Here is a 23,740-nt window from a genome sequence, read left to right on the forward strand (position 1 = left end):
GTGGTCAGATGACGCCCATCTTGGAGGCCTCGTAGACCGCCTCGGCCCGTCGGGACACCCCGAGCTTGCGCAGGATGTTGCCCACGTGGAACTTGGCCGTGGTCTCGGAGATGAACAGCTTGGCGCCGATGTCACGGTTGGACAGTCCGCGCGCCAACAGCCGCAGGACCTCGCACTCGCGGGCGGTGAGGTGCTTGGTGTTGTCCTCGGCCGGGGCGTTCAGCCCCCGGACCATGGCCGCTGCGCTGCGGGCGTCGAAAGCACTCTCCCCACGACTGATGTCGCGGATCGCCCGGATCAGCCCGGAGGTGTCGACGTCCTTGACCACGTAGCCGCGCGCTCCGGCCCGGATCGCGCGCAGCACCAGTTGTTCGTCGAGGAAGGTGGTCAGCACCAGCACCCCGATCTGGGGGTACGCCGCCACCAGCTCGGCGCACAGGTCGAGTCCCTCGGTGTCGGAGGAGGTCGACAGCTTGAGGTCGAGCAGCACGATGTTGGGGGCGGCTCGGCCGACGACAGCCATGGCCTCGTCCGGCTTCGACGCCTCGGCCACCACCCGCATGTCGCGCTCCCGTTCGAGGATGGAACGCAACCCCTGACGCACGATGGCGTGGTCGTCGACCAGCATGATGCCGACGATGTCCTCCTCCGGCACGGGGACGGTGCGATCCGGACTCAGCGTGGCCATCAGGCCCTCGATTCCTTGGTGGTGGTCCTGGCGTTGCCGACCAGCTGGTTGATCAGGCCCGAACGTTCGCGTTCCTCCAACGGGAGCGGCACCCGCATCTCGACCCGCACGCCGCCGATGCGCGCCCGACGGAACGACACGGTGCCGCCCAGCTCCACGATCCGGGCCTCGATGTTGGCCAGACCGCGATGCCTGCCGTCCACCGGTGAGCCGCGCTCCAGTCGCAGCAGCCGGCTCAGGTCCGTGGGGTCGCCCTGGCCGTCGTCGGCCACGGCCGCCATCAGCAGGTCGGGGCGGTAGCGCAGCCGCACCACGGCTCGAGTGGCCCGTGCGTGGGTGGCCACGTTGAACAGCGCCTCGCCGACAGCCCGGGCGATCTCATGGTCGGCGTCGGCCGGCAGCCGGATCACGTCGCCCTCGACGCGCACCTGCACCTGGAGCTGGGGACGGTGGTGCTCGGCGACCTCGTGCAACAGCTCGGGCAGGGTGGAGACGGTGTCGCGGGGTGACTGGTGCAGGGCATAGATGGCCCGCCTCAACTGCTCGACTGCCTCCTGGCTCAGCTGCTTGGCGGTCTGGAGCCGGTCGAGGATCGACCGTGCCGGTGTGCCGAGGGCCTCGGCCTCCCCGCGGGCGATCTCCACCGACATCCCGGCCGAGAGCACGTACTGGGTGACGCTGTCATGGAGCTCCCGGGCGATGCGGTGGCGCTCGGCGTCGAGGAGCTCGCGCTGGTGGGCGAGCACCAGCCTCTGCTCGACCCGGCGCAGCTCGGTCGTCCGGATCTCCAGGTCACGCGCATGGGCGCGGGCCTCGTCGTACAGGCGCTGGGCACGACGATGCAGGGCGACCCCGGACTGGTACTGCTCCGAGGTGTGCAGCGAGACGGCGGCCTGATTGGCCAGGATCCTCAGCACCGACAGGTCGCCTGGCTCCGGGTCGACCTCGAGCCCGTGCAACCCCACGAGGCTGCCGACCTGGCGCCCCTCGAGCGTCATCGGCACCCGCACCCACCGACCGTCGTCGTCGCTGCGAACAGCATGTCCGGCCCGGATCGCACCCAGCTCGAGGCGCACGATCGGTGGCAGGTCGGTGTCGTCGGTCGTCGGGTCGCCCTCGCGACCCAGGACCAGGAAGCGCGGGCGGGCCCCGCTGAGGTGGCCGTCGGAGAGCGCCAGCATCGTCCAGTCGGCCTCGAGGTGGGCCGCTGCCGCCCGCACCACCTCCTCCAGCAGCCCGCGAGGGCCTTCGACCGTGCGCACCAGCGCCCGCGAGATCGAGTCCATCGCCCGCACCGCGCGCTGCATGCGCTCGTCGGAGCGGACGAAGGCGCGGTAGTAGGAGCGCTTGCCCGACCGGACGCCGGTGAGGGTCGCCAGGTCCGGCGAACCAGGCCCGCCGCTCACAGCGCTTCCCGGAACAGCTTCTCGACGTCGACCTGCGAGGCCTCGCGGGGGTTGGTGGCCAGGCACGCGTCGTCGAGGGTGTTGTGGGCCAGCCGGACGACGTCGCTCTCGCTGACCCCGAGCTCGCGCAGCCCCTTCGGTACGCCGACGTCGTCGGCCAGCCGGCGCACATGCACCGCGAGCATCTCGGCCGCCTCCTCACCGGGAAGGCCGTCGACCGGGATCCCGGCGGAGCGGGCCAGATCGATGAAGCGCTCGGGGGTCGCCCGGGCGTTGTAGCGGATCACATGGGGCAGCAGGACACCGTTGACGACACCGTGGGGGGCATCGAGCAGGCCGCCGACCTGATGGCTCATCGCATGGGTGGCGCCCAGGATCGCATTGGTGAACGCCAACCCGGCCTGCAGGCTCGCCTGCGCCATCTTCGAGCGGGCGGCCTGGTCGGCCGGTGCCGTCATCGTGGTGCGCAGGTGGCTGCAGACCAGCCCCACAGCGTTGAGGGCGTGGGTGTCGGCCAGCGGGTTGTGGGCCAGCGAGACGAACGACTCGATCCCATGGGTCAAGGCGTCGAGTCCGGTGGCGGCGTTGAGGGCCTCCGGCATCGTGACGAGCAGGCGCGGGTCGGTGATGGAGATGTCGGGCACCAGTGCCCGGCCCATGATGGTGATCTTCACCGAACGCTCGGTGTCGGTGACGATGCAGAACTGGGAGACGTCTGCCCCCGTGCCCGACGTGCTGGGGATCATCAGGAGCGGCGGGATCGGGTGCGCCATCTGGTCGACCCCGGCGTAGTCGAGGATGTCGCCACCGTTGCCGGACAGGATCGCGACGCCCTTCGCGGCGTCGATGCAGGACCCGCCGCCGATCGCGATGATGACGTCGGCGTCCTGCTCGACGTAGTGGGCGTAGGCCGCCCGGATCTCGTGGTCCTTCGGGTTCGGGGTCACCTCGGTCCACAGCACCGGAGACAACCGCTCGGCGCGCAGCAGGCCCAGCAGCTCCTCGACCCACCCGGCCTCCACGATGCCGGGATCGGTCACCACGAACGGGCGCCGCGCACCCAGCCGCCCGGCGGCGAACCCGGCCTCACCGAGGGAACCCAGGCCGAAGACGATCTCAGGTGCGTGGAACTTGACCAGCGGCGGAGGCTCGGGAGCCCGATCGTCCGCCGCCCGGTCGGTCACTGCTGCCGGCACGGGTGCCTCCCCTTGGTGGACCCCGTCTGGATGGGCCCCATCCAACGTACCGCCGCACGGCGCTGATGCGCCCTGCAGGCAGCGGGCAGGTCACCTCTCCGAACGGACAGGTATGCCGCACACGCTGCCGTGCGGATCATCGTGGCGCCGTGTGATGGATCCGGCCCTCGAGCCCGGCGAGGCGGTCTCCGGTGCCGCCCCAGCGCAGCGCGATGATCTCGGCCGCGATGCTGACGGCCGTCTCCTCCGGGGTCCGGGCCCCGAGGTCGAGACCGATCGGACTGGAGAGCCGGCCCAGCTCGTCCTCGGTCAGTCCGGCCTCGCGCAGGCGGGCCAGCCGGTCGTCATGGGTACGCCGCGAGCCCATGGCGCCGACATAGGCCACCTCGGGCACCCGCAGCGCCACCTCGAGCAGCGGTACGTCGAACTTCGGGTCGTGCGTCAGCACCGCGATGATGGTGCGCTGATCGACCCTGCCCGCCTCGACCTCGGTGGCCAGGTAGCGGTGGGGCCAGTCGACGACGACCTCGTCGGCCTCGGGGAACCGGGTGTTGGTGGCGAAGACCGGCCGGGCGTCGCACACCGTCACGTGGTAGCCCAGGAAGCTCCCCACCCGGGCCACGGCGGCCGCGAAGTCGATCGCCCCGAACACCAGCATCCGGGGCTTGGGAGCGAAGGCCCACACGAAGACCCGCATACCCTCACCGCGTCGTTCGCCGTCCGGGCCGTACTCCAGCGTCCCGTTGTGACCCGAGGCCAACAGCCCGAGCGCGTCGTCCAGCACTGCTGCATCCGCGCGATCGCTGCCCAGCGACCCGCTTCCCGATGCTTGGTCGTCGGGGCGGATGACCAGGCGTCGACCCAGCCACTCCGGGTCCGGGTGCTCGATGACGGTCGCGACAGCCACCGGCCGGCCGGCCGTCAGGTCCTCGGCGATCGCCCCGAGCTCGGGGAAGGTCTGCTGGTCGACCTTCTCGACGTACACGTCCAGGATGCCGCCGCAGGTCAGCCCCACCGCGAAGGCGTCGTCATCACTGATGCCGTAGCGCTGGAGCACCGGATCGCCGGTGCCGATGATCTCCTGGCCCAGCTCGTAGACGGCGCCCTCGACGCAGCCGCCGGACACCGAGCCGACGGCCTCGCCGTCCGGGCCGACGATCATCGAGGCACCGGCTGGGCGGGGAGCGGATTGGAACGTCGCAACCACGGTGCCGAGGGCGACCGTGTCACCGGCCTTCCACCAGGTCATCAGCTCGTCGAGGACCTCACGCACGGGCCACCACCTCCACCAGTTCGGCGTACGTCGCCATCGAGTGCCCAGCTACGAAGTGGTCAACGTGCGGCAACACGGCCACGATTCCCTGCTGCACCGGCTCGTAGCCGCTCTTGCCCCGGTGCGGGTTCACCCAGACCACCTCGTGGGCCAGGCGGTGCAGTCGCTCGGCCTGGGTGGCCAGCAGGGCGGCGTCCCCGCGCTCCCAGCCGTCGCTGAAGATCACCACGACAGCGCCTCGGGCCAGACCACGCTGTCCCCACCGGTCCAGGAAGACCTTGAGCGTCTCCCCCAGGCGGGTCCCGCCCGACCAGTCGGGAACCGTCTTCCCAGCGGCGACGATCGCCCGCTCGGGGTCGCGCAACCGCATGGCGCGGGTGACATGGGTCAGTCGGGTCCCGATCGTGAAGACCTCGGTCGCGCCGCCACCGGTGCCCGAGGTCACCACGAACCGGTGCGCCAGCCGCAGCAGCGCATCGGCGTAGGCGCTCATCGAGCCGGACACGTCGATCAGCAGGATGACCCGGCGCGGCCGGGTGCCGCGGCGACGCCAGGCGACCCGGTCCGACTCGCCCAGCCGACTCACCATGCGACGCATCGTGCGCGAGGCGTCGACCTCGCCGCGGTGCCACGGGGTACGGCGCAGCGCGCGACGCTGCGGCGGGCGGCACGAGAGACCTGCGAACATCCGGGACAGGCGGGCCCGGTCGGCCGCGGACAGATCGGCCACGTCCCGGTCGCGCAGCACCTCCGCGTCGCTGGCCGCGACCCGCAGGACGTCGTCCTCGGGCACCCCGTCGCTGTCGGACTCGGTCGGCAGCTGAGCCACCGGGGACGGCGAGTCCTGGGGGGCCACCGTGCGCGGCAGACCCTCCCGGGCCAGGAACCACGCCTCGAAGACCTGGTCGTAACGCTCGAGGTCGTCGGGACTTCCGCACAGGGTCGCGCGACCGGCGAGCCAGGTCGCGCGCTGGTCGCCGACGCCCACGAGCGCAGCCGCCTGCAGGAACTGGTGCGTGCGGTCGGCGGTCACCGGGACGCCCGCCGCGCGTACGGCGGCCGCGAAACCCAGGAGTACCTCGTCGACCGCGTGCTGCATCATCCCGCCATCATCCGATCGAGCGCGTGCTTCACCCTCTCGGTGTCCTCGCGATACTTCACCAGCGCCCCGAGGGTCGCAGCGGCGCTCTCCAGGTCGAGCTCGGTGGCGCCGAGCCGGTCGAGAGCGCGGGCCCAGTCGAGCGTCTCCGCGACCCCGGGCGGCTTGACGAGGTCGTCGCGGTCGCGCAGTTGCTGGACCACGGTGACCACCTGCTCGCCGAGCCGGGCCGACACCTCGGGGGCCCGCGAGCGGACGATCTCCAGCTCACGCTGCAGACCGGGGTGGTCGATCCAGTGGTAGAGGCAGCGACGCTTGAGCGCGTCATGCACCTCGCGGGTGCGGTTGGAGGTCAGCACCACGAACGGCGCGGTGGCCGCCTTCACCGTGCCGAACTCCGGGATGGTGACCTGCCAGGTCGACAAGACCTCCAGCAGGAACGCCTCGAACTCGTCGTCGGCGCGGTCCACCTCGTCGATGAGCAGCACCGCCGGGCTCTCCTGAAGTGCAGCGAGGATGGGTCTGGCCAGCAGGAAGCGGGCGTCGTACAGGCTCTTCTCGGCCTCTTCGAGGCCGGTGCCCCCCGAGGCCTCCAAGGCACGCAGGTGCAGGATCTGGCGCGGGAAGTCCCAGTCGTAGAGCGCCTGGGTGGAGTCGATCCCCTCGTAGCACTGCAGCCGGATCAGCGGCAGCCCGAGTGACTCCGCAACGGCCTCGGCGAGGGCCGTCTTGCCGGTCCCGGGCTCGCCCTCGAGCAACAGCGGGCGCTGCATCTGCTGCGCCAGGAACACCATCGTGGCCAACGAGTCGTCGCAGACGTAGCCGGTCGCGCGCAGGCGCGTGGCGATCTCCTCGACGCTTTCACCCTCCATGCGCGCAAGGCTACGTCGGCGGCAGTTGGTCGAAGGTTGGTCAGCGGGAGTCGACGTCGCGTCCGGTGGCGAGGTCACCGCACTCGACCAGCGTGTGGGGATGAGCAGCCAGGTAGTCGCGAGCCCCCTTGTCCCCGGTGGCGGCCGCGATCACGCCCGCCAGGTGGTCGCGCCCGATCAGCACCGGGTGGCCCGGGCTCGCGTCGTACGACGCCCGGGCGAGCGTGGTCGCACCGATCGGGCGGTCGAGCAGACGGGCGATCACGGGGGCGCCCACGTCGGGCAGGTCCACCAGGGTCACGACGACCGCGTCCGGGGCAGGTCCGAGCGCGGACAGCCCGGCGCGCAGGGAGGCCCCCATGCCGTCGGCCCAGTCCGCCGCGATCACCACGGCGGTCCCTGGGACGAGCTCGGCTGCCTGGGGGGCGGCGCCGAGGACGACGGTGACCTCGTCGCAGCCGCCGGCCGCGAGGGCAGCCACGGCGCGCGGCAGCCATGGTCCGGACTCGTCCTCGACCAGCGCCTTGGGCTGGCCCATGCGGGTGCCGGCACCAGCTGCGAGGACGAGTCCGGCGATCATGAGGTCACCCGGGGAACGCCTGGCCGTAGAGCGTGGCCAGGCCCTCGTCGTAGGCGGCGCTGAACCCGCACACCATGACGACTCCGTCATTGGCCGCCACGAGGTAGCGCTGCCCGTCCTCGAAGGCCACCGCACTGACCAGCGCCACCATGTCCTGCGACGGCGCGGTCACGACCACCTGGTCGGTCGGGTCACCGGCGTACCAGAGGTCGGTGTCGAGGGTGACCTGGTCGTCGTCGATCGAGGCGACGGTGCCGGCGAAGGCGACGTCTGCCCCCTTGAGGATCTCGGCGGAAGGCACCATGCACTTGCCCTGGGCGGCGCCGGGCGCCCGCAGCTCGGTCGAGGTCGTGGCGCTCGCACTGGGCTCGGAACCGGCGATCGGGGAGGGACCGTCCCCGCCCCGACCGACGAGCGCGTAGCCGCCGATCCCGGCGATGACCACGGCAGCGGCTGCGCCCAGGAGCCAGCCTCCGCGGCGGGCGCGGGGCTCGGTCGAGGTCTCGGTCATGGTGGCCTCCGTCAGGTCGTGGATCCAGCGATCAGGAGGGGCCGGTGCACGGTCGGCGGGATCGGCTGCCCGCAACCGGGCCAGCAGTTCGTCGTCGTTCATGGCGTACTCCCTTCACCTGGTCTGTGTCCGGACGGTGCGTCACTCTTTCGGGTCGGGTTCGGCTCGAGGAGCGCTGCGAGCTTCTGCCGGGCCCGGGTCAGGCGGATGCTGACGGCGTTGGGGGTCAGGTCCATCACGATCGCGATCTCCCGGGGCGCGAGGTCCTCCCAGGCCCACAGCCGCAGCAGTTCGCGCTCAGGCTCCTCCAGCTGCCTCAGCGCGTCGTGCAGCTGCTCGTAGGACTCGCTGGCCGCATAGTGCCGGGGACGGTCGAGGCGGGTCACCTTGTCCAGCAGCTCGAGCTGGCGCCGGTTGGCCCGGCGGGCGTTGTTGAGGCAGTTGCGCGCGACGCCGTACGCCCAGGGCAACGCAGCCTGCGCTGGTACGTCGTCCAGCCGGCGCCACAGGACCAGGAACACGTCGGCCATCACGTCGTCGATCTCGCCGGCGCTGACGCGGCGCGCGACGTAGCGCCGCAGCGCAGGAGCGAGCTCGGCTGCGAGGTCGACGAAGCGCTGCTCCTGCGTCGTTCGATTCGTCACGGGCCCCATTCAACAACCCCAGCGCGGGTGGGACCGCGCAACCACCCCGTCGAGTCATGCCGGGGACCGGCACCGCCACCTACTGTTCCACCATGGAATCACGCGAGGGCACGGTCATGGCCGTCGCGTTGGCAGTCATCCTGGTGCTCTACGGCGTGCTGGCCGTCCACACCCATCGAGACGACTCGATGCGCAGCTGGATCCTGTGGGTGTCCTCGCTGCTGGGCAGCGCCGCGATCCTGGTCGCCGGGCTGCTGGTGCGACCGGCTCATCTCCACGTCGGCACTGCGCTGATCATCGTGGGCTCGATCCTGGCGCTCATCCCGACGATGTGGACCCTGGTGCTGCCGCCGCTGGAGCTCGGCGTCATCGCCTTCGCCCTGCGCGATCACGCGCGGGCGGGCCAGCCCGTCCGCTGACCTGTCGCAGATGTACAGCAGAAATGCAGCGACCCGTCGCAGATGTAGGTGTACATCTGCGACGGGTCAGCGTGCTGGTGGTGCGGCGGGACTCAGAAGTCCATGCCGCCCATGCCACCGGAGGGGTCGCCGCCCATGGCGGGCGCCTTCTCCGGCTTGTCGGCGACGACGACCTCGGTCGTCAGGAAGAGCGCCGCGATGGAAGCGGCGTTCTGCAGTGCCGAGCGGGTCACCTTGGCGGGGTCGATGATGCCTTCGGCGATCATGTCGACGTATTCGCCGGTGGCCGCGTTGAGGCCGTGACCGGCCGTCAGGTTGCGCACCTTCTCCGCCACGACGCCGCCCTCGAGGCCAGCGTTGATGGCGATCTGCTTGAGGGGGGCATCGGTCGCGAAGCGCACGATCTGTGCACCCGTGGCCTCGTCACCCTCGAGCTCGAGCTTGGCGAACGCCGCGTCAGCAGCCTGCACCAGAGCCACGCCGCCACCGGCGACGATGCCCTCTTCGACGGCGGCCTTCGCGTTGCGAACGGCGTCCTCGATGCGGTGCTTGCGCTCCTTCAGCTCGACCTCGGTGGCCGCGCCGACCTTGATCACCGCAACACCGCCGGCCAGCTTGGCCAAGCGCTCCTGCAGCTTCTCGCGGTCGTAGTCGGAGTCCGACTTCTCGATCTCGGCACGGATCTGGTTGACCCGACCCTCGATCTGGGCAGTGTCACCGGCACCCTCGACGATGGTGGTCTCGTCCTTGGTGATGGTGACCTTGCGGGCCTGGCCGAGCAGCTCGATGCCGGTCGACTCGAGCTTGAGGCCGACCTCCTCGGAGATGACCTGGCCACCGGTCAGGATCGCGATGTCCTGCAGCATGGCCTTGCGACGGTCACCGAAGCCGGGAGCCTTGACGGCCACAGACTTGAAGGTGCCTCGGATCTTGTTGACGACCAGCGTGGACAGAGCCTCGCCGTCGACGTCCTCGGACAGGATCAGCAGCGGCTTGCCGGACTGCATGACCTTCTCGAGCAGCGGCAAGAGGTCCTTGACGCTGGAGATCTTCTGGTTGGCGATCAGGATGTAGGGGTCCTCCAGGACCGTCTCCATCCGCTCGGGGTCGGTCACGAAGTACGCCGAGATGTAGCCCTTGTCGAAGCGCATGCCCTCGGTGAGCTCGAGGTCGAGCCCGAAGGTGTTCGACTCCTCGACGGTGATGACGCCTTCCTTGCCGACCTTGTCCATCGCCTCGGCGATGATCTCGCCGACCGTCGAGTCCGCGGCGGAGATCGAGGCGGTCGCCGCGATCTGCTCCTTGGTCTCGATCTCGATGGCCATGTTGGACAGCTGCTCCGACACGGCGACCACAGCGGCCTCGATGCCACGCTTGAGACCCATCGGGTTCGCACCCGCAGCCACGTTGCGCAGACCCTCGCGGACCATCGCCTGGGCGAGGACCGTGGCGGTCGTGGTGCCGTCACCGGCCACGTCGTCGGTCTTCTTGGCAACTTCCTTGACGAGCTCGGCCCCGATCTTCTCGTACGGGTCCTCCAGCTCGATCTCCTTGGCGATCGACACACCATCGTTGGTGATGGTGGGCGCTCCCCACTTCTTCTCGAGCACGACGTTGCGGCCCTTGGGACCAAGAGTCACCTTGACGGCGTCCGCGAGCGTGTTCATGCCACGCTCGAGGCCGCGCCTGGCCTCTTCGTTGAAAGCAATAAGCTTCGCCATAACTCCTGCGATTCCTTCACGCTAGAGAGTTCTGAACCGGATCGCTGCCCGCGACGGACGATCTGGCCGTACCGGCGGACCCTTCCCGCCGACGCTGCAGACCTCAACTCACCGGTCCAAATGTCTTGTCACTCTCATGATGAGAGTGCCAGCCTCATGTTTAGCACTCGACCCCGTCGAGTGCAAACGCCCCGCCCCTATCCAGGCGGTGCGAGATCCGCCCAACTGGCCACGTAGAACTCCTGGCCGGCCGTGAAGCCGACGATCGTGGAGAGGGTCTGGAACTCGTGCGTGCCGATCGTCCACGCGATCAGCTGGGGCGTGGCCTTGCGAGACTCGTAGACGACTGTCGCCTCGTCGAGCCAGCCTGTCACCGGACAGCACTGCTTCCACCGGACCGGCTGCGCGTCGCTCTCGGGGAGCGCGAGCATCAGCGACTGATCCCCCGGGGTCACGACCAACAGCTCCGGATCCGGGGGTGCGCCGGGCGGCACCGGGGCCTGCGCACCCATCGACCAGCTCTGGGCGACCACGTCTCCCTGCGGACTGGACCGGGTCGGGCCGTACCGCTCCGCCTGCCCCAGCGGGACGCCCTCCGTGGGCGGGTGCAGGTCCGCCCGCCCGACGAGCCTTCCGCTGAGCTCGAACAGCGGTCCCGACGTGAGCGCGGTCGACCTGGGCAGGAAGATCTGCCCCTGCGGGGTCCACGTCGCGAAGGCGGTCTCGTGAGGGCCGGTCTCGATCCGGCGCCACTGTCCGGCGGCGAGGTCGTAGAGCTCGAGGTGGCCGTCCTGGGGGAACATCACGGTGCGCCCGTCCGGCGACAGCATCGAATCGGTCTCGGGATAGAGCCGGTAGCCGTTCGGCTTCGTGACCTGCCCCAGCCCGGAGACGTCGAGGGACCGGTACGCCCCGTCGTCGCCCAGCAGCACGACCCGCTCCGCGCCATCGTCGTCGAAGACGGCGAACACCGCCAGCGCGCGCGACACCGGGGACTGCGAGACATCCGGCGCGCCCGCCGACACGTCGATGCGGGCCGGCAGCTCGGTGCGGGAGCGGTCGACGGTGGACAGCCTCGCCTCCTCGTCGCCGGCCGGTGCCCACCAGACCGGCGTACCGTCCAGGTCGGCGTCGGGGACGTCGGTCGACGTCGCGCTGGGCGGCGCGACCGGAGCCGGTGCGGGCTCGGGCGTCGTCCCCGGCAGCTCGAGCACGGCCACCCCGCCCACGATCAGGGCGACCGCCGCCGCCGAGCCGGCCACGACGGCAACGCGGGTGCGTCGCAGGGTTCGTCGGGACCGCTCCCAAGCGGCGCCCGCCAGGTCCACGGCCTGCTCGTCGGCCACCGCGTCGCGCAACAGCTCGCGCAGCCTCTGCTCGGTCATCAGGACTCCTCTCGCAGCAGTTCGGCAAGCTCAGGCATCGCCTCGCGCAGTCTGCGCAGCGCCAGGTGCGTCTGGCTCTTCACGGTGCCCTGGCTGACCCCCATGGCCAGCGCCGTGTCCTCGACGCTCAGGTCGTCGTAGTAGCGCAGTACGACGACCGCGCGCTGCCGCGGCGTCAACCCCGCCAGCGCGGACCGGATGACCAGGGATCGATCGGGGTCGGGGGCTGGGCCGGCACCATCGGGGATGTCGGTCACCACCTCGCGGCGACGCTTGCGCCACCACGAGATGTGGTCGCGGGCCATCACCTGGCGGGCGTACGCCTCGGGATGACCGCTCTCCAGCCGACTCCAGCGCAGGGCCACCTTCGCCAACGCCTCCTGCACCAGGTCCTCAGCTCGATGATGATCGCCGGTGAGCAGGACGGCGGTGCGCAACAGGGCCAGCTGGCGACTGCGCGCCCACTCGGTGAACGCCTCCCGCTCGGTCATCGCCCACCACCTCTCACCATTGTCAACGCACCAGGGGCAGGTTCGGTTGGAGGCTGCCCGGAACCCGTTCCCGTCAGGCGCGCTCGCGAGTAACGTGAACTGCCCACCTTGGGAGGCCTGACATGACCGATTCGACCACGACACCACTCGTCGAGCTGCGCAACTCCGCCCGGGAATGGCACCGCCTCCAACTCGGGGCGCTTGCCTTCGTCGGCCTGTGCGGCGTCCTGCAGGGCGACTCCGGCGCGGCCGATCCACGCTGGCTCCAGACCCTGAGCGGGCTGCTCGCCCTTGCCGGGCTCATCCTGGCCGGGCTGTCGGTGCTCGTGGTCGCGAGCGTGGCCTGGCCACTGGTCGCGCGTGACACCACCGGGCCGGAGGCCGCGAGTCGTCGCCTGCGCATCGGCATCGCGCTGACCTTCGTCGCGGTGGCCATCACCGCGTTGGCGGCCTCCAGCAGCTGGTGGCCCAGCGATACGCCGGAGCAGCCGGTGACCGTGTTCCGCCTGCCGTCATAGGTGGGTGAGCACCATGTCGACGAAGGGCGCCGCATTGTCGGCGTTGACGTCGAGGTAGAGCCCCGGCTCCACCAGCTCGAGCTCGCTGACCACCAACCGCTCGTCGTCCAGGCGCATCATGTCGACCCGGGCGTAGGGCAGGTGACGCTCGAGCAGGTCCGAGGCCCCTTCGACCGCCCGGATGGCCAGGTCGGTCGCCTCCGCGTCGAGGGGTACGCCGTGACTCGTGCCGCCGAGGTGCTCGTGGACCAGGATCGAACCGGGAGCCGGGCGCTTGAGGTACTGACTGATGGCCTGGCCGCCGAAGACGAACACCGAGGTCTCACCCTCGGTGTGCACCGAGCCCAGCAGCGGCTGGACGATCCACGGCTCGAGTCCCTCGAGCTCCGGGCGTGAGCCGGGCTCGACGATCTGCACCCCTCGGCCTCCGGCACCCACCGTGGGCTTCACCACCGCCCGGTCGTACGCCGCGACGGCGTCGGCCACAGTGGCAGCGGTCGCGACCGTGGTCGGTACGACGGGCAGCCCGGCCTCCACCAGCTGGGTCAGGTAGGACTTGTCGGTGTTCCACGCGAACACGGCGGCGCCGTTGAGCAACCGGGGCACCGACCGGCTCCAGGCCAGGAACTCCTCGAGCCTGAAGTCGTAGTCCCAGGTGGAGCGCACCACGACCAGGCCGTCGTTCCAGTCGACGGCGGGGTCGTCCCAGACCACCCACGGCGCGTCGACACCTCGGGCCGCGAAGGCGGCATCCAGCACCTCATGGGCCGGCTCGCCGTCCGGCATGTCGCCGAACGTCACCAGCAGCACCTTGTCGCTCACGCAGGTCAGGCTAGTGGTCCGTGGTCTCGACAGGCTCGACCACCGAGGCTCTGCTCGACCACCGAAGACCGGCTCGACCACCGAGGCTCTGCTCGACCACCGAGGACCCGGGTCAGCTGCTGCCGCGCACCACCAGGTGCGTCGGAAGCATCCGGCCGTGGGGCGGCTGGTCCGGGTTGGCCATGATCTCCAGCAGCAGGTCGACCATCTCGCGCCCCATGCGCTCAGGCGACTGGTGGACGGTGGTCAGGGGCGGGTGGGTGGTGAGGGCGAGCGGTGCGTCGTCGAAACCCACCACCGACACGTCCTCCGGAACCGCCCGGCCCGCCTCCCGCAGCACGCGCAGGGCTCCGGCGGCCATCAGGTCGTTGGCGCACGAGACCGCATCGAGTCCCGGGAACCGGATCAGCAGCTCGCGCATCGCCGCCTCTCCACTCTCCTGGCTGAAGTCACCGTGCGCCACCAGTCGCGGATCGACGCGCCGCCCGGCCGCGGCCAGCCCGGCGACGTACCCCTCATAGCGGGTGCGCCCGGCCACCATGTCGGCCGGGCCGGCGATGGTGGCGATGTGCTGCCGGCCCAGGTGCACCAGGTGGTCGACGGCGAGCCGCGCACCCAGGAGGTTGTCGACGTCGACGAACGCCCCGGGCTCGGTGTCGTTCACCCGTCCACCGAGCACGACCGGCAGCCCCCGTGAGCGGATCCTTTGGGGCAGTTCGTCGTCGTCGTGCAGGGACAGCAGCAGGACTCCGTCGACGTGCTGGCGGGTGAGGTAGTCGGCCAGATGTCCCGTGCGGTGCCCGGCCTGCGCGATGAGCAGCACGAGCTGGCGGTTGGCCTCACTGAGCGCCGACCCGATGCCGCGCACCACCCCGGCGAAGAAGGGTTCGCCGAAGATGCGCTCCTCGGACTCGGCGATGACGAGCGCGACGGCGTCGGTACGCCGGGTGACCAGGGTGCGGGCCGCCGGGTTGGGCACGTAGCCCAGTTCGGCGATGGCCTCCTCGACCGCGACCCGCGCCTTGGCCGATACCTTGGCGCCTCCGTTGATCACCCGGGAGGCGGTGCCCCGCCCGACTCCGGCCCGGGCGGCGACCTGTTCCAGGGTCGGCCGCGTGCTCGGCGGTCGGGTCATGCCGTCAGTATGCCGGTGCGATGCTCCCCGATGAATCCCGAGTACCACCGTCCACTGGACTTCATCGTGCGCCGCTGCGTCTCGTAGTCCACGTGCACCAGCCCGAACCGGGTGGCGAAGCCCTCGGCCCATTCGAAGTTGTCGAGCAGCGACCACGCGAAGTAGCCGGCCAGGTTGGCCCCCTCGGCGCGGGCGTCCAGGCAGGCTCGGAGGTGGTCGACCAGGAACGCCGTGCGCTCGGGATCGTCCACGGAGCCGTCGGCGCCGACCTCGTCCTCCCAGGCGGACCCGTTCTCGGTGATGTAGAGCGGGATCCCCGTGTAGTCGCGCGACACCCGCGTCAGCACCTCACTGAGGCCGTCGGGGTCGACCTCCCAGCCGTTGACCGCCCGCGGGAGGTAGCGGCCGGAGAAGTCCGCGAGGTTGGTGCCCGGGTAGGGAGAGGAACGCACGTTGTGGCGCGTGTAGTAGTTCACACCGAGGAAGTCCAGAGGCGCGGAGATGACCTCGAGGTCGCCCTCGTGCAGCCAGCCGCGCTCCAGCACCGGGTCCAGGTCCGCCAGCACGTCCTCGGGGTAGGAGCCGCGGAAGACCGGGTCGAGGAACCACCGGTTGTGCAGTCCGTCGAGCCGCCTGGCCAGGTCGTGCGAGGTGTCCCGGTCGTCGGCCGGGGTGACCGGGTATAGGTTGAGGGTGATGCCGACCCGGGCCTGCGGTGCGGCCGAACGGACCGCCTCCACCGCCTTGCCGTGGGCCAGCAGGAGGTGGTGGGAGGCCCGCACCGCGTCGGCGGGGTCGACGCGACCCGGGGCGTGGATCCCGGAGCCGTAGCCGAGGAACGCCGAGCACCAGGGCTCGTTGAGGGTGATCCAGTCGTGCACCCGGTCCCCGAGCGCTCCGGCCGCGGTGGCGGCGTACGACGCGAACCGGTCGGTGATGTCGCGCGTCGGCCAGCCGCCGGCGTCCTCGAGGGGCTGCGGCAGGTCCCAGTGGTAGAGCGTGATCCAGGGAGTGATGCCAGCCTCGAGCAGGTCGTCGACCAGGCGGTCGTAGAAGGCGAGCCCGACCGGGTTCACCCGGTCACCCCCGCCGGGCAGGATCCGCGGCCAGGCCAACGACAGCCGGTAGGCGCCGATGCCGAGCTCGCGCATCAGGGCGATGTCCTCCCGGGTGCGGTGGTAGTGGTCGCAGGCCACCTCCCCCGTGTCACCACCGCGGATCCTCCCGGGGGTGGCGCAGAACGTGTCCCAGATGGACGGCGTACGGCCGCCTTCGGAGACGGCACCCTCGATCTGGTACGACGCGGTGGCCGCTCCGAACAGGAAGTCGGCCGGGAAGTCCTGGGGCCGGAGGGCGAGCCGCCCCCGCTGCTGGGTCGCGCTCATGACTTGATGCTGCCTTCCATGATGCCGCCGACGATCTGTCGGCCGAAGAGGATGAAGACCACCAGCAGCGGCAGGACGCCCAGGAGCGTGCCGGCCATCACCAGCGACTGGTCGGTGTAGTAGCCGCCGGCCAGGCGGGACAGGGCCACCTGCACGGTGGGGTGCTCGATGTCGAGGACCAGGTAGGGCCACAGGAAGTCGTTCCAGCGCTCCATGAACGTCAGCAGCGCCAGCACAGCTGCCGCGGGCCGCAGCACCGGCATCACGACGTACCAGAAGGTCCGCCAGGTGGAGGCGCCGTCGATCCGGGCGGCCGCGAGCAGGTCGTCGGGCACCGCCTGAGCGACGAACTGGCGCATCATGAAGACCCCGAACCCGGAGACCAGGAAGGGCAGGATCACCGCCGGCAGCGACCCGGCGAGGTGCAGCTTGGTCATCAGCATGTAGAGCGGGATCAGGCCCAGCTGGATCGGCACCATCATCGTGGCCAGCACGAACGCCAGCATCGGCTGGCGGCCGACGAACCGGAGCTTGGCGAAGGCGAAGCCTGCCATCGCCGAGAAGAGCACGACCGCCACCGTGGTGATCGAGGCGACGATCACGCTGTTGACGACGGCCTGCGCGAAGGTGACGTCGGGGTTGTCCAGGACCCGCTGGATGTTGGTCCAGAGCTGTCCGCCGGGCAGGAGCGGGGGCGGCACGGAGGTGATGTCCTCGTTGCGTCGCGAGGCCATGACGACCATGAAGTAGAGCGGGAAGGCCGAGATCGCCGAGACGAACGCCAGGATCACGACGGTGGGACTGGGGCGGCGGATGCGCGAGCTCATGTCAGGCCGCCGTTCGCAGGCGACGCAGGACCAGGAAGTTCAGCAGCCCGACCAGGGCGATCACCAGGAACATCACCCACGCGATCGACGAGGCGTAGCCGAACTCCTGCCCGGTGAAGGCCTTCTCGTAGAGGTACATCGTCAGCGTCTGGAACTGCCGGGTGGTCCCGCCGGTGATGGCGTTGGCGCCGGAGTTGAACAGCAGCGGTTCGGTGAACAGCTGCATGCCACCGATCGTCGAGATGAGGCTGACGAACAGCAGGGTGGGGCGCAGCATCGGGATGGTGATCGACCAGAACTGTCGTCGCGCCGTGGCCCCGTCGATGGCGGCGGCCTCGTAGAGCTCCTTGGGCACCGCCTGCAGCGCGGCCAGGAAGATCAGCGCGTTGTAACCGGTCCACCGCCAGTCGACCATGATCGAGATGGCCAGCCAGGACGACCAGCGGTGGTCCTGCCAGCCGATCGGGTCGATGCCGACATGTCCCAGCATCCAGTTGACCAGGCCGAAGTCCCTCGCGAAGAGGAGCGTGAAGATGATGCCCACCGCTGCCACCGAGGTGATGTTGGGCAGGAGCACGCCCATCCGCCACAGGGTGCGGCCCCTGATGCTCTGGTTGAGCAGCTGGGCCAGGGCCAGCGCCAGGAGCAGTTGGGGGACGGTCGCCAGGACGAAGATGCCGAGCGTGTTGACCAGCGCGTTCCAGAAGTTCGGGTCACTGATCAGCTCGGTGTAGTTGGCCAACCCGATCCACGACCGCGTCCCCAGCAGGTTCCAGTCGTGCAGGGAGACCCAGAAGGTGAACACGATCGGGAACAGTCCGAAGATCGCGAAGACCACGAAGAACGGCGCCACGAAGGCGTATCCCGTGACCTTCTCGTCCAGCGGTACGGCGGAGTCCGGCCGGGTCGGGATCCCTGTCTCGGGGTGGGTCATGTCACTCCTGGCTCTGGTCGGGGCGGGCTGCTCGTCGTACCGATGGGCCCGGAGGCTGCAAGGAGGTGCGCTCCGGACCCATCGGCGGCCTTGGCGCTCAGCCGGCGGCGGCCTCGGCGTCCTTCACAGCGGTGGACCAGCCGTCCTCGGAGGACTTCTGCCCGTTCTCCACGCTGCGCAGTGCGTTCTCGACAGCGTCGCGGACGGGCTGGTTCTTGGCGCCGAGGTAGACGGGGGTCAGGTTCGTGGCGCCGGCCACGAAGATCTGCCCGACCGGGGCGCCGCTGAAGTAGTCGTTGACCGCGCCCTTCAGCTCCGGGGTGTCGTACAGCGTCGGGTTGGACGGCAGGTTGCCCACCGCGTTGAAGGCCGACATCTGGCCCTCGGCACTGGAGAGGAAGAAGGCCAGCTTGATGGCCATGTCCTGGTGCTTGCTGGCGGTGGGCACGGCGAGGAACGAGCCGCCCCAGTTGCCCCCACCCCCGGGCACGGAGGCGATGTCCCACTTGCCGGCGTTCGCCTCTCCGGCCTGCTCCTTGATGTAGCCCGTCATCCAGGCGGGGCAGGCGATGGTGGCGAAGCTGCCGTTCTTGAACCCGGCGTTCCACTCGTTGGAGAACGACTTCAGCCGCGACGTGATGCCGTCGTCGACCATCTGGACCGAGGTGTCCCAGGCTTCCCTGACCGCCGGGTTGCTGTCGATGACCAGGGTGCCGTCGGTGTCGAAGTAGGTGTGGTCGGAGGACTGCATGAGGATCGAGTTGTAGGTGTTCGTCGCCGAGTCGACGAAGTGCACCTTGTCGTCACCGATGCCGTCCTCGAACTTCTGGCCGATCGCGATGTAGTCCTCCCAGGTCGGCCACAGGGCGCTGACGGCCTCGCGGTCGCTGGGCAGGCCCGCCTTCTCGAAGAGGTCCTTGCGGTAGCACATGGCCAGGCCGCCGACATCGGTGCCGAGGCCGATCGTGTCGCTGCCGTCGGCCGTGGTCGCCTGCGCGTACTTCCAGTCCAGCCATTGGTCGGACTTCTCGTTCGACCCGTGATCCTGCATGTTGACGAACTTGTCGGGGCTCTGGAGGAAGTTGACGATCTGGCCCTCCTCGATGGCGACCACGTCGCCCGCGCCACTGCCGGCCGCGATCTTCTGGGTCAGCTGGGTGTTGTACTGACCCAGGTCACCCTCGGCAGCCTCCACGATCGTGACCCCGGGGTTGTCCTTCTCGAACTGCTTGTAGAGGTCCTCGTAGCCGAAGTTGCCGAAGACCGAGACGCGCAGTGTCATGTCGCCGCTCGCCTCGTCGTCACCTCCGCCACAGGCTGTCAGGGTTGCGGAGGCGGCCAGCGCGAGACCCAGCAACGCGGCCAACCTGGTGCGGTTCTTGTGCATTTTCATCGTCTGTCACCCGTTCTCGGCGGATAAGTGGGAGCGTTCCCACGCAACTGTGACCGCGATCACCTCTGGTGTCAAGAGAAAAGTGGGAACGCTCCCACAATTTGTGGTCCGGCCCCACATTTCATAGTCCCGTACGTTCAGCACCTGACACGCCGAGCGGTCGGTGCCAAACGTTCGGGACTATCCGAACGAGGCGAGGGGGCGTGTCGAAATCGGCGCCTCAGGATCGTCATCACGGTGACACACTTCATCCGAGGAGAGGATCCACCATGACCGAGTACGTCGTACTGATTCCTGGCAACGAGGACGCCTGGGCGGCCGCGTCGCTCGAGGACAAGGCCGAGATGTACGCCAAGCACAGCGCCTTCGCCGCGATCCTGGCCGAGCGGGGACACAAGGTGACCAGCGGGGCCGAGCTCACCCACTCCAAGACCTCCCGCTTGGTCACCGGTGGACTCGACGCGGTGAGCGTCACCGACGGCCCGTACGCCGAGTCCGTCGAACAGCTCACCGGCTTCTACGTCGTGGACTCCGACGACCTCGACGACCTGCTCAAGTGCGTCGGCAAGCTCACCGAGGGCGGCGGCGCCGTCGAGGTCCGCGAATGCGTGGACCACTCCGGCGACATGTGAGCAGTCTGCAGGAGATCCACCGCGACGAGTGGGGCCGGTTGCTGGCCCTGCTCGTCGCCAGGTTCCGCCGACTCGACGTCGCCGAGGACGGCCTGGCCGACGCCTTCGAGGCCGCGGCACGCACCTGGCCCGAGAGCGGCCCGCCGGACAATCCGGCCGCCTGGCTGCTCACGACGGCCCGCCGGCGCATCCTCGACGTGCTGCGCAACGAGGCCGTGGTCGCCCGGAAGGAACCACTGCTCGTCGTCGACGCCCGCACCCGCGAGGAGGCCCAGCGATCCATGGCCGACCCCGGCAACACGATCACCGACGAACGGCTGCGCCTGGTTCTCCTGTGCGCGCACCCCTCACTGCCTCTCGACTCCGCCGTGGCCCTCACCCTGCGCCTGGTGCTCGGAGTCAGCACCGAAGACATCGCCTCCCTGTTCCTGGTGCCCCGCGCGACCATGTCGGCCCGCCTGACCCGAGCCCGTCGACGCCTGGCCGGACAGTCCTTCGAGGTGCCTGCCGCTGACGCCCTCGCCCCTCGGGTGCAGGCCGTGGCAGCCGTCGCCTACCTGGCGTTCACGCAGGGCTACCTCCCCGGTCGGGCCCCGGAACTGGCCACCGAAGGGGTGCGCCTGACCCGGCTGGTCCACCATCTGATGCCCGACGACCCGGTGCTGACCTCCCTGCTCGCCCTCGTGCTGCTGCAGCACGCCCGACGTGACGCCCGCACCGTCGCCGGGCTGCCTGTCCTGCTCCCCGAACAGGACCGCGAGCTGTGGCACCGCTTCGAGATCGACGAGGCCCTCGAACTGCTGCGTCCCCTCATCCACCACCCCGCCGAGCCCTACCTGCTCCAGGCGCTGATCGCCGCCGAGCACGCCGTCGCGGCCCGGCCGCAGGACACCGACTGGCCGCGCATCGTCTCGCGCTACGACGAGCTGCTCGAGCTGACCGACTCCCCCGTCGTACGACTCAACCGAGCGGTGGCGATCGCCGAGGCCGATGGCCCCCTCGCGGGCCTGGCCGCTCTGTCCGGGGTCACCCTGCCGGGTCACCGACTGCCCGGCGTACGTGCCGAGCTCCTGGCGCGGGCCGGCCGGATGGCCGAAGCCCAGGCGGCGTACGACAAGGCCGTCGCGCTGTGCGACAACGAGCCGGAGCGCGAGCTCCTCCGCCAGCTCAGCCGCCGGCGACAGCCGGGATGACCGAGATCTGGGTGCCGTCCGGGGTGGCGGTGTCGAGACTGTCGAGGAAGCGCACGTCGTCGTTGCCGACGTAGACGTTCACGAAGCGCCGTAGCTCGCCGGCCTCGTCCAGGATCCGACCCTTGATCCCCGAGTAGGAGGCGTCGAGGTCGTCCAACACCTCCGCCAGGGTCGAGCCCTGTGCGCTCACCTGGGACTCGCCGCCGGTGTAGGTGCGCAGGATGGTGGGGATGCGGACGCTGACGCTCATGCTTCTCCTCGCTCGGTGTTCGGGTTGCTCAGGCGATGCCGGTCGCGACGAAGGCGGCGTACGACGGCTCGATGACTGCTGCGGCGCCGACCCGGTCGGAGACGGCGTCGAGCGTCTTGAGTCCGTGACCGGTGTTGATGACGACGGTGTCGAGGGTGGTGTCGAGCTGACCGGTCTCCACCAGCTTCTTCAGGACGCCGACCGTGGTGCCTCCGGCGGTCTCGGTGAAGATTCCCTCGGTGCGGGCGAGCAGCACGATGCCGGCGCGGACCTCGTCGTCGGTGATGTCCTCGACGGCTCCGCCGGTCTCCCGACAGATGTCGAGCACGTAGATGCCGTCCGCGGGGTTGCCGATGGCCAGGCTCTTGGCGATCGTGTCGGGCTTGACCGGGCGGATGGCGTCGACACCCGCCTTGTAGGCCACCGAGACCGGGGAGCACCCGGTCGCCTGGGCCCCGAAGACCCGGTAGGGCTTGTCCTCGACGAGCCCGAGCTTGATGAGCTCCTGGAACGCCTTGTGCACCTTGGTCAGCTGGGAGCCCGAGGCGACGGGGATGACGATCTGGTCCGGCAGCCGCCAGCCGAGCTGCTCGGCGATCTCGTAGCCCAGGGTCTTGGATCCCTCGGCGTAGAACGGTCGCACGTTGACGTTGACGAACGCCCAGCCGTCCTCCTCGCCGGCGATCTCCGAGGCGAGCCGGTTGACGTCGTCGTAGTTGCCGTTCACCGCGACCAGGGAGTCGGTGTAGATGGCGGAGTTGACCTGCTTGGGCTGCTCGAGGTTGGCCGGGATGAACACGACCGTCTTGATGCCGGCTCGGGCACCTGCTGCGGCGACCGCGTTCGCCAGGTTGCCGGTCGAGGGACAGGCGAAGACCTTGCTGTGGAACTCGGTGGCCGCGCTCAGGGCACACGCCACGACCCGGTCCTTGAAGGAGTTCGTCGGGTTGGTGGAGTCGTCCTTGACCCACAGGTTGTCGATGCCGAGCGCCGCACCGAGGTTGTTCGCCTTCAGCAGGCGCGTGTAGCCGGGCTCCATGTTGGGGCTCTGCTCGATGTCCGCGGGCACCGGGAGCAGGGCCTTGTAGCGCCAGATGTTGGCTGGTCCGGCCTCGATCTGCTCACGGGTGATGGCTGGGAAGTCATAGGCGATCTCGAGCGGGCCGAAGCACTCCGGACACGCGTAGTGCGGACCGAGCGCGATCTCGTGGCCGCACTCGCGGCAGGCCAGTCCGATGGCATGACCGAAGGCGCCCTCACGATGGGTCTCGACCGACGTCGGCTGCGTCAGGGAATCTACGGCGCTCATGAATCCTCCTTCTCATCTTCCCCACGGCGTATCTCGCCCTGGGCCGGAATTAGCACCGTTTCCGCGACCGTCAGGTTCGACGGGGGGTTCGCGGCGGTTGCCGGGACTTCAACGGGCCGTTCCCTCAGTCCCTCTCGATGAGCTGTTCCCCAGCGTACGCATCGCGTCTCAGAATGTGTACATCGGTCCCGCCATCTGGACGCGTCGGTCAGGCGCGGATGGACGCGGCGTCCTCGGTGAACTGGGTCAACAGCTCGAGCACCCCGCCAGGGCCGTCGACGACGACGTCAGCGAGATCGATCAGGGCACCCTGTTCGGCGGAGGCGGAGCACACCAGCAGGGTGGCCATGCCCTGTGCCCGCAGCTTGAGTACGGCGCGGAAGGCCTCGATGTCGCCGAGGTCGTCACCGGCGAACATGAAGCCCCGGGCCGCGAGGTCCCCCGTCAGCTTGAGCACGGCCTCGCCCTTGTCCATGCCCGGGGCACGCACCTCGATCACGTTGCGGCCGGGCTCGACGACGAGGTCGTGGTGATGGGCGAGATCCGCGATGAGGGGCAGCAGCCGGTCGTAGGCCTCCTCCGGCTCGTCCAGGCGCCGGGTGTGCACGGCCACCGCCAGGCCCTTCTCCTCCACGTAGGCCTCGCCGAGGCCGGCGCGGCGTACGACGCCGTGGACGTCGCGCAGGAACGCGGCGACCCCGGCAGGCGGCCGGGGTGAGATCACCCGGCGATCGGTCGAGGACCAGCGCTCGTTGCCGTACTGCCCGTAGACGAACAACTCACGACCCAGGTCTCCGATGGTGTCCCCGACCACATCGAGCCCACCTAGTGCCAGCGCCTGACGGGCGGGGCGACCGGTGATCACGGCGATCGCACGCACCTGGGCGGAGAGGGCGACGAGGACCTCGCCTGCCTCGGGATGGATGTGAGCCTCCGTCGGATCCGCCACGATCGGGGACAAGGTGCCGTCGAAGTCGAGCCCGACGATGGTGTCGGCCGACTCCCGCACGAGCGCGGCGTAGCGCTGCTCGGCCTCAGGGGAGGTGAACTCCATGGG

Annotated in this window: 25 protein-coding genes and 1 riboswitch; of the genes, 4 read left to right on the forward strand and 21 right to left on the reverse strand. The window is 69.8% G+C overall.

Features of this window, described 5'->3' with window-relative positions; all coding sequences use genetic code 11:
• Positions 1-4: 4 nt before the first annotated feature.
• The 9 genes from AB7I40_RS12905 to AB7I40_RS12945 form a co-directional block, all read right to left on the reverse strand.
• Positions 5-688 carry a MadR family response regulator transcription factor gene (locus AB7I40_RS12905; RefSeq protein ID WP_428344808.1) on the reverse strand — a complete coding sequence of 228 codons (684 nt, stop codon included), beginning with the start codon at positions 686-688 and terminating at the stop codon, positions 5-7.
• Positions 688-2,094: a MadS family sensor histidine kinase gene (locus AB7I40_RS12910; RefSeq protein WP_428344809.1), complete on the reverse strand. Its 1,407-nt coding sequence runs from the start codon at positions 2,092-2,094 to the stop codon at positions 688-690. Before AB7I40_RS12910 ends, AB7I40_RS12905 begins: the two co-directional genes overlap by 1 nt.
• Positions 2,091-3,290, reverse strand: coding sequence for an iron-containing alcohol dehydrogenase (locus AB7I40_RS12915; protein WP_428344810.1), 1,200 nt, complete (start codon positions 3,288-3,290; stop codon positions 2,091-2,093). The genes AB7I40_RS12910 and AB7I40_RS12915 overlap by 4 nt, the downstream gene beginning before the upstream one ends.
• Before the next feature lie 136 nt (positions 3,291-3,426).
• The gene (locus AB7I40_RS12920) at positions 3,427-4,563 is read right to left on the reverse strand and encodes an XdhC family protein (RefSeq protein ID WP_428344811.1); all 1,137 of its coding nucleotides are present in this window, start codon (positions 4,561-4,563) and stop codon (positions 3,427-3,429) included.
• Positions 4,556-5,665, reverse strand: a complete 1,110-nt coding sequence (locus tag AB7I40_RS12925; protein ID WP_428344812.1) for a vWA domain-containing protein — start codon at positions 5,663-5,665, stop codon at positions 4,556-4,558. The genes AB7I40_RS12920 and AB7I40_RS12925 overlap by 8 nt, the downstream gene beginning before the upstream one ends.
• Positions 5,662-6,534 carry an AAA family ATPase gene (locus tag AB7I40_RS12930; protein ID WP_428344813.1) on the reverse strand — a complete coding sequence of 291 codons (873 nt, stop codon included), beginning with the start codon at positions 6,532-6,534 and terminating at the stop codon, positions 5,662-5,664. Before AB7I40_RS12930 ends, AB7I40_RS12925 begins: the two co-directional genes overlap by 4 nt.
• A gap of 40 nt (positions 6,535-6,574) precedes the next feature.
• The gene (locus AB7I40_RS12935) at positions 6,575-7,114 is read right to left on the reverse strand and encodes a nucleotidyltransferase family protein (RefSeq protein WP_428344814.1); all 540 of its coding nucleotides are present in this window, start codon (positions 7,112-7,114) and stop codon (positions 6,575-6,577) included.
• A 4-nt stretch (positions 7,115-7,118) separates the two neighbouring features.
• Positions 7,119-7,727: a hypothetical protein gene (locus tag AB7I40_RS12940; protein ID WP_428344815.1), complete on the reverse strand. Its 609-nt coding sequence runs from the start codon at positions 7,725-7,727 to the stop codon at positions 7,119-7,121.
• A complete protein-coding gene (locus AB7I40_RS12945; protein WP_428344816.1) occupies positions 7,724-8,269 on the reverse strand; it encodes an RNA polymerase sigma factor in 546 nt (181 codons plus the stop codon). The genes AB7I40_RS12940 and AB7I40_RS12945 overlap by 4 nt, the downstream gene beginning before the upstream one ends.
• A gap of 92 nt (positions 8,270-8,361) precedes the next feature.
• On the opposite strand from AB7I40_RS12945, the gene AB7I40_RS12950 reads away from it, so the two are divergent.
• Positions 8,362-8,688: a hypothetical protein gene (locus AB7I40_RS12950; protein ID WP_428344817.1), complete on the forward strand. Its 327-nt coding sequence runs from the start codon at positions 8,362-8,364 to the stop codon at positions 8,686-8,688.
• 92 nt (positions 8,689-8,780) lie between these two features.
• On the opposite strand, the gene groL is transcribed toward AB7I40_RS12950, so the two are convergent.
• From groL to AB7I40_RS12965, 3 genes are all read right to left on the reverse strand, one after another.
• A complete protein-coding gene (groL, locus tag AB7I40_RS12955) occupies positions 8,781-10,409 on the reverse strand; it encodes a chaperonin GroEL (protein ID WP_428344818.1) in 1,629 nt (542 codons plus the stop codon).
• 197 nt (positions 10,410-10,606) lie between these two features.
• Positions 10,607-11,794 (reverse strand): hypothetical protein, encoded by a 1,188-nt coding sequence (locus AB7I40_RS12960; protein WP_428344819.1) that lies wholly within the window; start codon positions 11,792-11,794, stop codon positions 10,607-10,609.
• Positions 11,794-12,285, reverse strand: coding sequence for a SigE family RNA polymerase sigma factor (locus tag AB7I40_RS12965; protein WP_428344820.1), 492 nt, complete (start codon positions 12,283-12,285; stop codon positions 11,794-11,796). The genes AB7I40_RS12960 and AB7I40_RS12965 overlap by 1 nt, the downstream gene beginning before the upstream one ends.
• A 122-nt stretch (positions 12,286-12,407) precedes the next feature.
• On the opposite strand from AB7I40_RS12965, the gene AB7I40_RS12970 reads away from it, so the two are divergent.
• Positions 12,408-12,803: a hypothetical protein gene (locus AB7I40_RS12970; protein ID WP_428344821.1), complete on the forward strand. Its 396-nt coding sequence runs from the start codon at positions 12,408-12,410 to the stop codon at positions 12,801-12,803.
• On the opposite strand, the gene AB7I40_RS12975 is transcribed toward AB7I40_RS12970, so the two are convergent.
• The 6 genes from AB7I40_RS12975 to AB7I40_RS13000 form a co-directional block, all read right to left on the reverse strand.
• Complete coding sequence (locus AB7I40_RS12975) at positions 12,798-13,625, reverse strand: ATP-grasp domain-containing protein (RefSeq protein ID WP_428344822.1); 828 nt, start codon at positions 13,623-13,625, stop codon at positions 12,798-12,800. The genes AB7I40_RS12970 and AB7I40_RS12975 overlap by 6 nt on opposite strands.
• Positions 13,626-13,737: 112 nt before the next feature.
• Positions 13,738-14,760, reverse strand: a complete 1,023-nt coding sequence (locus AB7I40_RS12980; protein WP_428344823.1) for a LacI family DNA-binding transcriptional regulator — start codon at positions 14,758-14,760, stop codon at positions 13,738-13,740.
• Complete coding sequence (locus tag AB7I40_RS12985; protein ID WP_428344824.1) at positions 14,757-16,145, reverse strand: GH1 family beta-glucosidase; 1,389 nt, start codon at positions 16,143-16,145, stop codon at positions 14,757-14,759. Before AB7I40_RS12985 ends, AB7I40_RS12980 begins: the two co-directional genes overlap by 4 nt.
• Positions 16,142-16,972 (reverse strand): carbohydrate ABC transporter permease, encoded by an 831-nt coding sequence (locus AB7I40_RS12990; protein ID WP_428344825.1) that lies wholly within the window; start codon positions 16,970-16,972, stop codon positions 16,142-16,144. The genes AB7I40_RS12985 and AB7I40_RS12990 overlap by 4 nt, the downstream gene beginning before the upstream one ends.
• 1 nt (position 16,973) lies before the next feature.
• Positions 16,974-17,906, reverse strand: a complete 933-nt coding sequence (locus tag AB7I40_RS12995) for a carbohydrate ABC transporter permease (RefSeq protein ID WP_428344826.1) — start codon at positions 17,904-17,906, stop codon at positions 16,974-16,976.
• Between the two features lie 97 nt (positions 17,907-18,003).
• A complete protein-coding gene (locus tag AB7I40_RS13000; RefSeq protein ID WP_428344827.1) occupies positions 18,004-19,299 on the reverse strand; it encodes an extracellular solute-binding protein in 1,296 nt (431 codons plus the stop codon).
• A 269-nt stretch (positions 19,300-19,568) separates the two neighbouring features.
• Here AB7I40_RS13000 and AB7I40_RS13005 point away from each other — a divergent pair, with 269 nt between their 5' ends.
• Positions 19,569-19,931: a YciI family protein gene (locus tag AB7I40_RS13005; protein ID WP_428344828.1), complete on the forward strand. Its 363-nt coding sequence runs from the start codon at positions 19,569-19,571 to the stop codon at positions 19,929-19,931.
• Positions 19,928-21,124 (forward strand): RNA polymerase sigma factor, encoded by a 1,197-nt coding sequence (locus AB7I40_RS13010; RefSeq protein ID WP_428344829.1) that lies wholly within the window; start codon positions 19,928-19,930, stop codon positions 21,122-21,124. Before AB7I40_RS13005 ends, AB7I40_RS13010 begins: the two co-directional genes overlap by 4 nt.
• On the opposite strand, the gene AB7I40_RS13015 is transcribed toward AB7I40_RS13010, so the two are convergent.
• From AB7I40_RS13015 to otsB, 3 genes are all read right to left on the reverse strand, one after another.
• Positions 21,099-21,374, reverse strand: coding sequence for a MoaD/ThiS family protein (locus AB7I40_RS13015; RefSeq protein ID WP_428344830.1), 276 nt, complete (start codon positions 21,372-21,374; stop codon positions 21,099-21,101). The genes AB7I40_RS13010 and AB7I40_RS13015 overlap by 26 nt on opposite strands.
• A gap of 28 nt (positions 21,375-21,402) precedes the next feature.
• A complete protein-coding gene (gene thrC, locus AB7I40_RS13020; RefSeq protein ID WP_428344831.1) occupies positions 21,403-22,683 on the reverse strand; it encodes a threonine synthase in 1,281 nt (426 codons plus the stop codon).
• 9 nt (positions 22,684-22,692) lie between these two features.
• A riboswitch (SAM riboswitch) is annotated at positions 22,693-22,827 on the reverse strand.
• 64 nt (positions 22,828-22,891) lie between these two features.
• Positions 22,892-23,737, reverse strand: coding sequence for a trehalose-phosphatase (otsB, locus tag AB7I40_RS13025; RefSeq protein ID WP_428344832.1), 846 nt, complete (start codon positions 23,735-23,737; stop codon positions 22,892-22,894).
• Between the last annotated feature and the right edge of the window lie 3 nt (positions 23,738-23,740).

The organism is Nocardioides sp. (assembly GCF_050246775.1).
GTDB lineage: Bacteria > Actinomycetota > Actinomycetes > Propionibacteriales > Nocardioidaceae > Nocardioides.

Bases quoted from the DNA above. Each gene is read 5' to 3' on its own strand.
- AB7I40_RS12905 (WP_428344808.1), bottom strand. From the start codon at position 688: ATGGCCACGCTGAGTCCGGATCGCACCGTCCCCGTGCCGGAGGAGGAC.
- AB7I40_RS12925 (WP_428344812.1), bottom strand. From the start codon at position 5,665: ATGATGCAGCACGCGGTCGACGAGGTACTCCTGGGTTTCGCGGCCGCC.
- AB7I40_RS12930 (WP_428344813.1), bottom strand. From the start codon at position 6,534: ATGGAGGGTGAAAGCGTCGAGGAGATCGCCACGCGCCTGCGCGCGACC.
- AB7I40_RS12935 (WP_428344814.1), bottom strand. From the start codon at position 7,114: ATGATCGCCGGACTCGTCCTCGCAGCTGGTGCCGGCACCCGCATGGGC.
- AB7I40_RS12940 (WP_428344815.1), bottom strand. From the start codon at position 7,727: ATGAACGACGACGAACTGCTGGCCCGGTTGCGGGCAGCCGATCCCGCC.
- AB7I40_RS12950 (WP_428344817.1), top strand. From the start codon at position 8,362: ATGGAATCACGCGAGGGCACGGTCATGGCCGTCGCGTTGGCAGTCATC.
- groL (WP_428344818.1), bottom strand. From the start codon at position 10,409: ATGGCGAAGCTTATTGCTTTCAACGAAGAGGCCAGGCGCGGCCTCGAG.
- AB7I40_RS12960 (WP_428344819.1), bottom strand. From the start codon at position 11,794: ATGACCGAGCAGAGGCTGCGCGAGCTGTTGCGCGACGCGGTGGCCGAC.
- AB7I40_RS12965 (WP_428344820.1), bottom strand. From the start codon at position 12,285: ATGACCGAGCGGGAGGCGTTCACCGAGTGGGCGCGCAGTCGCCAGCTG.
- AB7I40_RS12970 (WP_428344821.1), top strand. From the start codon at position 12,408: ATGACCGATTCGACCACGACACCACTCGTCGAGCTGCGCAACTCCGCC.
- AB7I40_RS12980 (WP_428344823.1), bottom strand. From the start codon at position 14,760: ATGACCCGACCGCCGAGCACGCGGCCGACCCTGGAACAGGTCGCCGCC.
- AB7I40_RS12985 (WP_428344824.1), bottom strand. From the start codon at position 16,145: ATGAGCGCGACCCAGCAGCGGGGGCGGCTCGCCCTCCGGCCCCAGGAC.
- AB7I40_RS12990 (WP_428344825.1), bottom strand. From the start codon at position 16,972: ATGAGCTCGCGCATCCGCCGCCCCAGTCCCACCGTCGTGATCCTGGCG.
- AB7I40_RS12995 (WP_428344826.1), bottom strand. From the start codon at position 17,906: ATGACCCACCCCGAGACAGGGATCCCGACCCGGCCGGACTCCGCCGTA.
- AB7I40_RS13000 (WP_428344827.1), bottom strand. From the start codon at position 19,299: ATGAAAATGCACAAGAACCGCACCAGGTTGGCCGCGTTGCTGGGTCTC.
- AB7I40_RS13005 (WP_428344828.1), top strand. From the start codon at position 19,569: ATGACCGAGTACGTCGTACTGATTCCTGGCAACGAGGACGCCTGGGCG.
- AB7I40_RS13015 (WP_428344830.1), bottom strand. From the start codon at position 21,374: ATGAGCGTCAGCGTCCGCATCCCCACCATCCTGCGCACCTACACCGGC.
- thrC (WP_428344831.1), bottom strand. From the start codon at position 22,683: ATGAGCGCCGTAGATTCCCTGACGCAGCCGACGTCGGTCGAGACCCAT.
- otsB (WP_428344832.1), bottom strand. From the start codon at position 23,737: ATGGAGTTCACCTCCCCTGAGGCCGAGCAGCGCTACGCCGCGCTCGTG.